This is a genomic window from Kitasatospora sp. NPDC091257 (assembly GCF_044757675.1).
GTDB classification, from domain to species: Bacteria; Actinomycetota; Actinomycetes; order Streptomycetales; family Streptomycetaceae; genus Kitasatospora; species Kitasatospora lactacystinica.
Window position 1 is genome coordinate 1 of sequence record NZ_JBIVVI010000572.1, and the last position, 5,644, is coordinate 5,644.

A 5,644-nucleotide genomic window follows, 5' to 3' on the forward strand; every position below is an offset into this window, starting at 1 on the left:
CGCACCACCGGGGGTGCGGCCGCCTCGGTATGAACCAGTGTTCGTTACTTGCTCGCGCGACGTGTGCTCACGCTGTACTTGTTGGCCGCCTTGGTCTCAGCGCGGACGGCAACCTTCTTGATCTCCATCACACCTCCATGTGTTCTCGCGTGGATTTTCGGCGCCGGGACAGTTCTTGCCGGTCGTCCCGGACGTTCAGGAGCACCCGCATGCGGGTGGCGTGTCGCGCCCGTAGCCAGGCGGCGACCCGTGGTGCCGGAGTACCGGGCAGCAGCCGGTGCACCAGCGAGGCCAGCTTGTCCACGTCGTTGTGCTTCAGCACCACCTGTTCGGCGGCGAGCAGCAACTCGGCGGGCATGCGGCGCAGTCGATCCGCGCCGGGGCCGTGGGTGAGGTAGGCCATGCCGAGCGCGACGTGGCGGGACTCGTCGCGGCGCACCAGCCGGTACACCTCGCCCAGGCCCTCCTCGCGCAGGCCCTCGTCGAACCAGCGGAACTCGTCGGCGGCGAAGCCCTCGGCCAGGGTGTGGGCCAGGAAGCGGGCGGTGTAGTCGTCCAGGGACCACAGGTCGCGCGACAACTCCTCGACGGCGTCGCCCGGATCCTTGACCGACCCGGCGACGGCGTGCGCGTAGCGGTGGAAGACCGCCGAGTGCTTGGCCTCGTCGGCCACCGCGGTGGCCAGCACCAGCTTCATGTCGCCCTCGGGGCAGGCGTGCAGCAGGCCGGCCGCCACGTCCATGCCGACCTGTTCGGCGTAGGTGCTGCCGCTCGCGAGCAGCCAGGAGAGCTCGGAGGGCTGGGCGGTCGCGGTCCGGTCCCGCAGGGCCCGGTGGACCACCTCGGCCGGCTCCCAGTCGTGCGAGCGGGCGTCGCGGATGAAGCGGTCGTGCAGGCCGGGAACGCCGCGGGTGCGGTAGCGGGCCACGCCCGACGGACGCGGCCGGTCCGGAGCGCCTTCGGTCCCAGCCATCCCTCACCCCGTTGCCGTCGTGCCGACCGATGTCATGTGCAGGGAAGCAAAACACGGCGGGCCCCGTTGTTCGAGCGCTTTCGTCGCTCCGGCCCCGCAAATGCGCCAAGATCCCGGTCGGCTGCGGGACTTGAGCGCTCCGCCGGGCGGTCCGAGGCTGACCAGCGGCGATCGGGGCCGGCCGGGTCGCCGGCGTGACCCGTCCGGGAGGGTTCGGCCCGGAACGGAGGATGGCCGAAATCTGATGGATCATCAAATCTTCACGCACACAGTGTCGACGGGCCACCTATCGTGTGTACGCCATGCATCGATCACGGGGGGTGCCGCCATGCCGGAGGACGACGTTCTGCCACGGGCGACACCGCCCGGGCACTGGCTGAGCCCCGGCGACGCCGGGTACGACGAGGCGCGCGCGGTGTGGAACGGGATGCACGACCGCCGCCCCGCCCGCATCGCCCGCTGCCGCACCGCGGCGGACGTGAGCGAGGCGCTGCGCCACGCGGCGGCCCACGGCCTCGACGTCACCGTCCGCGGCGGCGGCCACAACGTCGGCGGCAGCGCCGTCGCCGACGGCGCGCTGATGATCGACCTGTCGCCGATGCGCGCCGTCACCGTCGACCCGGGGGCCCGCACCGCCGAGGCCCAGGGCGGCTGCCTGCTCGGCGACCTCGACCGGGCCACCGCCCCGTACGAACTGGCCTGCCCCGCCGGCGTCATCTCCCACACCGGCCTGGGCGGACTGGCCCTCGGCGGCGGATACGGCTGGCTCGCCCGCCGCTGGGGCCTGACCTGCGACCACATCCTCGCCGCCGAGGTCGTCCTCGCCGACGGCTCGGTGGTCGAGGCCACCGAGGAGAGCCACCCCGAACTGCTCTGGGCGCTGCGCGGCGGCGGCGGGAACTTCGGCGTGGTCACCCGCTTCACGCTGCGGCTGCGCCCGGTCGGACCGGCGCTCTTCAGCATGGGCGTCCACGCGCTGGACGACGTCCCCGAGGCCCTGGCCGCCTACCGGGCGTACACCGCGCGGCAGCCGGCCGGCCTGCACGTCGTCGGCGGGCTGAAGCGCGCGGGCGAGCAGGAGTGGATACCGGAGCACCTGCGGGGGCGGCACGCGCTGCTGCTCCTGGCGGTGTGGACCGGGGACCCGGAGGAGGGCCGGGCGCGGACCGAGGCGCTCTACCGGGAGGTCGGGCCCGCGGCCCGCGTCAGCATCCCCATGACCTACCCGCAGCTGCAGGCGCTCGGCGACAGCAGCGAGCCCAAGGGCGACCGCTACTTCGTCAAGTCCCGCTACCTCCAGGATCTTTCGCCCGAGGCCGTGGCCCGGCTGGTCGAGGCGACCAGGGCCAACCCGTCCCTGCTCTGCTCGATCGACTTCGAGTTCCTGCGCGGCGCCATCGCGGACGTCCCCGAGGAGGACTCCGCCTTCCCCGGCCGCGCCGCGCCCTACCAGGTGACGGCGGAGGCGCACTGGACCGACCCGGCGCGGGACGCGGAGCACATCGCCTGGTCGCGGGCGACGGTGGAGGGCCTGGAGGCCTTCGGCACCGGCGGGGCGTACGCCAACTACGTCCAGGGCGAGGGCGACCGGAAGGCACGGGAGATCTACGGCCCGGAGCGCTACGCCCGGCTCGCGGCCGTGAAGAAGGCCTACGACCCGGCGAACGTCCTGCGCGGCAACCTGAACATCCGGCCCGAGTAGGGCCGGTCGGCCGCGCCGGGCTCAGAGCGGCGCGGACCCGCGCGGCCCGGCGACCAGCCAGTGCGCGGGCAGCTCGATCCGGGCGCCGTCGGGGGTGGACTCGGTGGTGGCCAGCGGCAGTTCACCGGTGGCGAGGACGTCGAGTCCGGCCGCGCGGAACAGCTCGGGGAAGACCGCGTCGGCGACCTCGGCCGGGGCGAGCCCGTGGGCGAACACGGGGCGCAGCTTCGGGGGCGGGCCGGACGGGCCGCGGACCAGCGCCTCCAGCACGCCCTTGGCCGCCTCGGCGAGCTCGAACACGAAGGCGCGGCCGCGGGCCCCGAGCAGGATGCGAATGCCTTCGGCCACGCGTTGGCGGTCGGCCGGCTCGCTCTGGTGGATCACCCCGCGCACGTACACGTTGGCGTCGCCGAGGCGCCGGTGGAGGGCCCGGACGGCCTCGGCGTCGGTGGCGTCCAACCGGGTGAACTCGGCCCGCCCGGCGGGGTCGCCGCGCCGGGCGCGGTCCACCGCGGCGGCGGACAGGTCGACCCCGAGGGCGAGCGGGACGTGCTCGGCGAGGAAGCGGGTCTGGGTGCCGTTGCCGCAGCCCAGGTCGACGACGGGCAGTGCGGGGTCGGCCAGGTGGGGGCGGAACAGTGTGAGGTGGCGTTCGGCACCGAGGGCCGGTTCGGCGTCCCAGATCACCGCGCCCGGTTCCCCGGGCGCATCGCGCCAGAAGCCCTCCCAGGCGTCCAGGTAGCGGCTCGTCACGCTCATGGCGGGGACCTCCGGGTGTCACGCAAGGTGTCTGGCTCGTGTCTATCGGCACCCGGCCCGCGCGGCAAGCGGGTGCGGGCGGCACCCGGCGGGCGTGCGCGGGCGGCGCGCGACGGGCGTGTACGGGGGCGCGCGGGGGTCAGCTCCCGACGCGGCGCGCCTGGCGCAGCAGGTAGACGCCGGAGGCGGCGGCGAGCACGGCCATGCAGGCGGCGAAGACCAGACCCGCCTGGGCCAGGCCGAGCGGTCCGGTGAGCAGGCCCACCCCGATGACCGGGACCGAGATGCCGAAGTAGGCGACCACGAACAGCGCCGACAGGGCGCCGCCGCGGTGCTCGGCGGGAGCGGCCGCGGCCACCTCGCCCACCGCCCCGCGCAGGCCCATGCCCTGCCCGGCGCCGCCCACCAGGGCGCTGAGCACCAGCGGGAGCAGGGTCTCCCGGGCGAGCGAGGCGGCCAGCAGGGCCATCCCGGCGATCAGCACCAGGCAGCCCAGCGGGATCGCCCGGGCGGTGCCGAGCCGGGGCACCAGGAGCTGGCCGAGGGTGGAGGCGAAGAAGGCCGTGAAGACCACCAGGCCGATCACCGCGCGGTTGTGGACCCCCAGGTCGACGGCGAGGAAGGCGGGGCTGACCGAGGTGAACAGGCCCAGCAGGGAGAAGCCGGCGAAGGCGGCGACCGCGGCCGGCACGAACACCCGCCGGACCTCCGGCGGCAGGGACGGCCGGTCGGGCCGGGCCGTGCGCAGCGGGCGGGCCCCGGGGACCGTCTCGGGCAGCAGCCAGGTGAGCGCGAACGAGACGGCGAGCAGCCCCAGGTGCACGACGAACGGCAGGACCAGGGGGTTGGGTGCGTACTGCGAGAGCACGCCCGACAGCAGTGGCCCGCAGCCGAGCCCGCCCATGTTGGCGGCGGTCGCGACGAAGCCCGCGCGGGCCCGGTGCCCGGGCGGGGCGAGTTCCAGCACGTACGCCGTCCCGGTGCCGGTGAACAGGCCGGCCGAGAACCCGGACAGCAGGCGGCCCAGGCAGAGCAGGGCGACGCTGTCCGCGGTGAGGAAGACCACGGCGCTGGCCGCCGAGCAGACCAGCCCGCAGAGCAGCACGGGCCGGCGGCCGACGGAGTCCGAGACGTTGCCGATCAGCAGCAGGACGCCGATGACACCGAAGGCGTACACCGCGAACACGACCGTCACCGTCAGCTCGGAGAAGCCGAGCTTCTCCTGGTACAGCCCGTACAGCGGGGTGGGCAGGGTGGTGCCCGCCATGCAGACGGCGAAAGCGGCGGCGGCGACGAGGTACCCCACCCGGGCGACGCCGGGCCGGGCGGTCCGACGATCGGTCATTCGCCCACCATAGGCGCGCACCCCGGGTCGGGGCCGTGCCGTGCGGGGGAGCGCTGCGCCGAATGGCGGTCCGCGCCGGGCCACCGCCGGGCGCGCGGGCCGGACGGGCGGGGCGTACCGATCGCGCCGAGCACGGTGTTGTCGAGCGGGCTGGCGGCCAGCCGGTCCAGCACCCGCGCGACGGCGGTGCGCAGGCCGTGGCCGTGGCGGGGCACGTCGGGGACGACGGAACGGAACCCAGCGAGGACGGACATGCGGCTCACCTCCGGGAGGACCTGCGGGTCGTGCAGGTGCGGTCCGTCCAGCTTCCGCCGGTTCGCGGCCGCCGCGGGCCGGATTGACGGGCTGCTGACACCGCGCTGACGAACTGCTGACGCGGAGGTGTCCGCCGCGGGGTCCGCCGGGGCGTCAGACCCGGTAGGCGGCGACGTAGCGGGCCGGGTCGCGGCGCAGGTCCCCGTGCCAGCGCTCGCGGCACTGCTCGGCGAAGGTCCGTCCGGTGGCGAGGATCTCCTCCAGCGGGTCCAGGTACCCGAGCACGTGCGGCGGTTCGAGGCCGGCCGCGATCCGGGCGGCGAGGCCGGCCCGGGCCAGCCGCAGCAGCTCGGCGGCCAGCGGGCGGACCGGGTCGCCGCCGAGGCGGGTGGCCAGGCCGAGGGCGGGCAGCTCGGCGAGCGCCGCCCGGTGGTCGTGCAGGGTGTAGCGGCCGAGCAGCTCCCAGGCGGCGGAGAGGGAGGCGGGGTGGTAGCTGAGCCCGGCCCAGAGCGCGGGGACGGCCGGGACGAACGGGTACGGCGGGCCGTCCGAGGCGCGCAGCTCCAGGGTGTCGCGGACCCTGGTGCTGGTCCAGAGCTGGTTGAGGTGG

5 protein-coding genes and 1 pseudogene are annotated in these 5,644 nt (G+C 75.2%); 1 reads left to right on the top strand and 5 read right to left on the bottom strand.

Annotation, left to right across the window (positions count from 1 at the left end; genetic code table 11):
• Positions 1-127 precede the first annotated feature (127 nt).
• A complete protein-coding gene (locus ACIQOV_RS24590; RefSeq protein WP_380545078.1) occupies positions 128-973 on the bottom strand; it encodes a ferritin-like domain-containing protein in 846 nt (281 codons plus the stop codon).
• A 328-nt stretch (positions 974-1,301) separates the two neighbouring features.
• Here ACIQOV_RS24590 and ACIQOV_RS24595 point away from each other — a divergent pair, with 328 nt between their 5' ends.
• Positions 1,302-2,675, top strand: a complete 1,374-nt coding sequence (locus ACIQOV_RS24595) for an FAD-binding oxidoreductase (protein WP_401051805.1) — start codon at positions 1,302-1,304, stop codon at positions 2,673-2,675.
• Between the two features lie 21 nt (positions 2,676-2,696).
• Here ACIQOV_RS24595 and ACIQOV_RS24600 read toward each other — a convergent pair whose 3' ends face one another.
• From ACIQOV_RS24600 to ACIQOV_RS24615, 4 genes and pseudogenes are all read right to left on the bottom strand, one after another.
• Positions 2,697-3,434: a class I SAM-dependent methyltransferase gene (locus ACIQOV_RS24600; protein ID WP_401051808.1), complete on the bottom strand. Its 738-nt coding sequence runs from the start codon at positions 3,432-3,434 to the stop codon at positions 2,697-2,699.
• Positions 3,435-3,573: 139 nt separating this feature from the next.
• Complete coding sequence (locus tag ACIQOV_RS24605; RefSeq protein WP_401051810.1) at positions 3,574-4,779, bottom strand: MFS transporter; 1,206 nt, start codon at positions 4,777-4,779, stop codon at positions 3,574-3,576.
• Positions 4,776-5,033 (bottom strand): hypothetical protein, encoded by a 258-nt coding sequence (locus ACIQOV_RS24610; RefSeq protein WP_401051812.1) that lies wholly within the window; start codon positions 5,031-5,033, stop codon positions 4,776-4,778. Before ACIQOV_RS24610 ends, ACIQOV_RS24605 begins: the two co-directional genes overlap by 4 nt.
• Positions 5,034-5,187: 154 nt before the next feature.
• Positions 5,188-5,644, bottom strand: a pseudogene (locus ACIQOV_RS24615) (glutamate--cysteine ligase); the annotation flags it as partial.

Bases quoted from the DNA above. Each gene is read 5' to 3' on its own strand.
- ACIQOV_RS24590 (WP_380545078.1), bottom strand. From the start codon at position 973: ATGGCTGGGACCGAAGGCGCTCCGGACCGGCCGCGTCCGTCGGGCGTG.
- ACIQOV_RS24595 (WP_401051805.1), top strand. From the start codon at position 1,302: ATGCCGGAGGACGACGTTCTGCCACGGGCGACACCGCCCGGGCACTGG.
- ACIQOV_RS24600 (WP_401051808.1), bottom strand. From the start codon at position 3,434: ATGAGCGTGACGAGCCGCTACCTGGACGCCTGGGAGGGCTTCTGGCGC.
- ACIQOV_RS24605 (WP_401051810.1), bottom strand. From the start codon at position 4,779: ATGACCGATCGTCGGACCGCCCGGCCCGGCGTCGCCCGGGTGGGGTAC.
- ACIQOV_RS24610 (WP_401051812.1), bottom strand. From the start codon at position 5,033: ATGTCCGTCCTCGCTGGGTTCCGTTCCGTCGTCCCCGACGTGCCCCGC.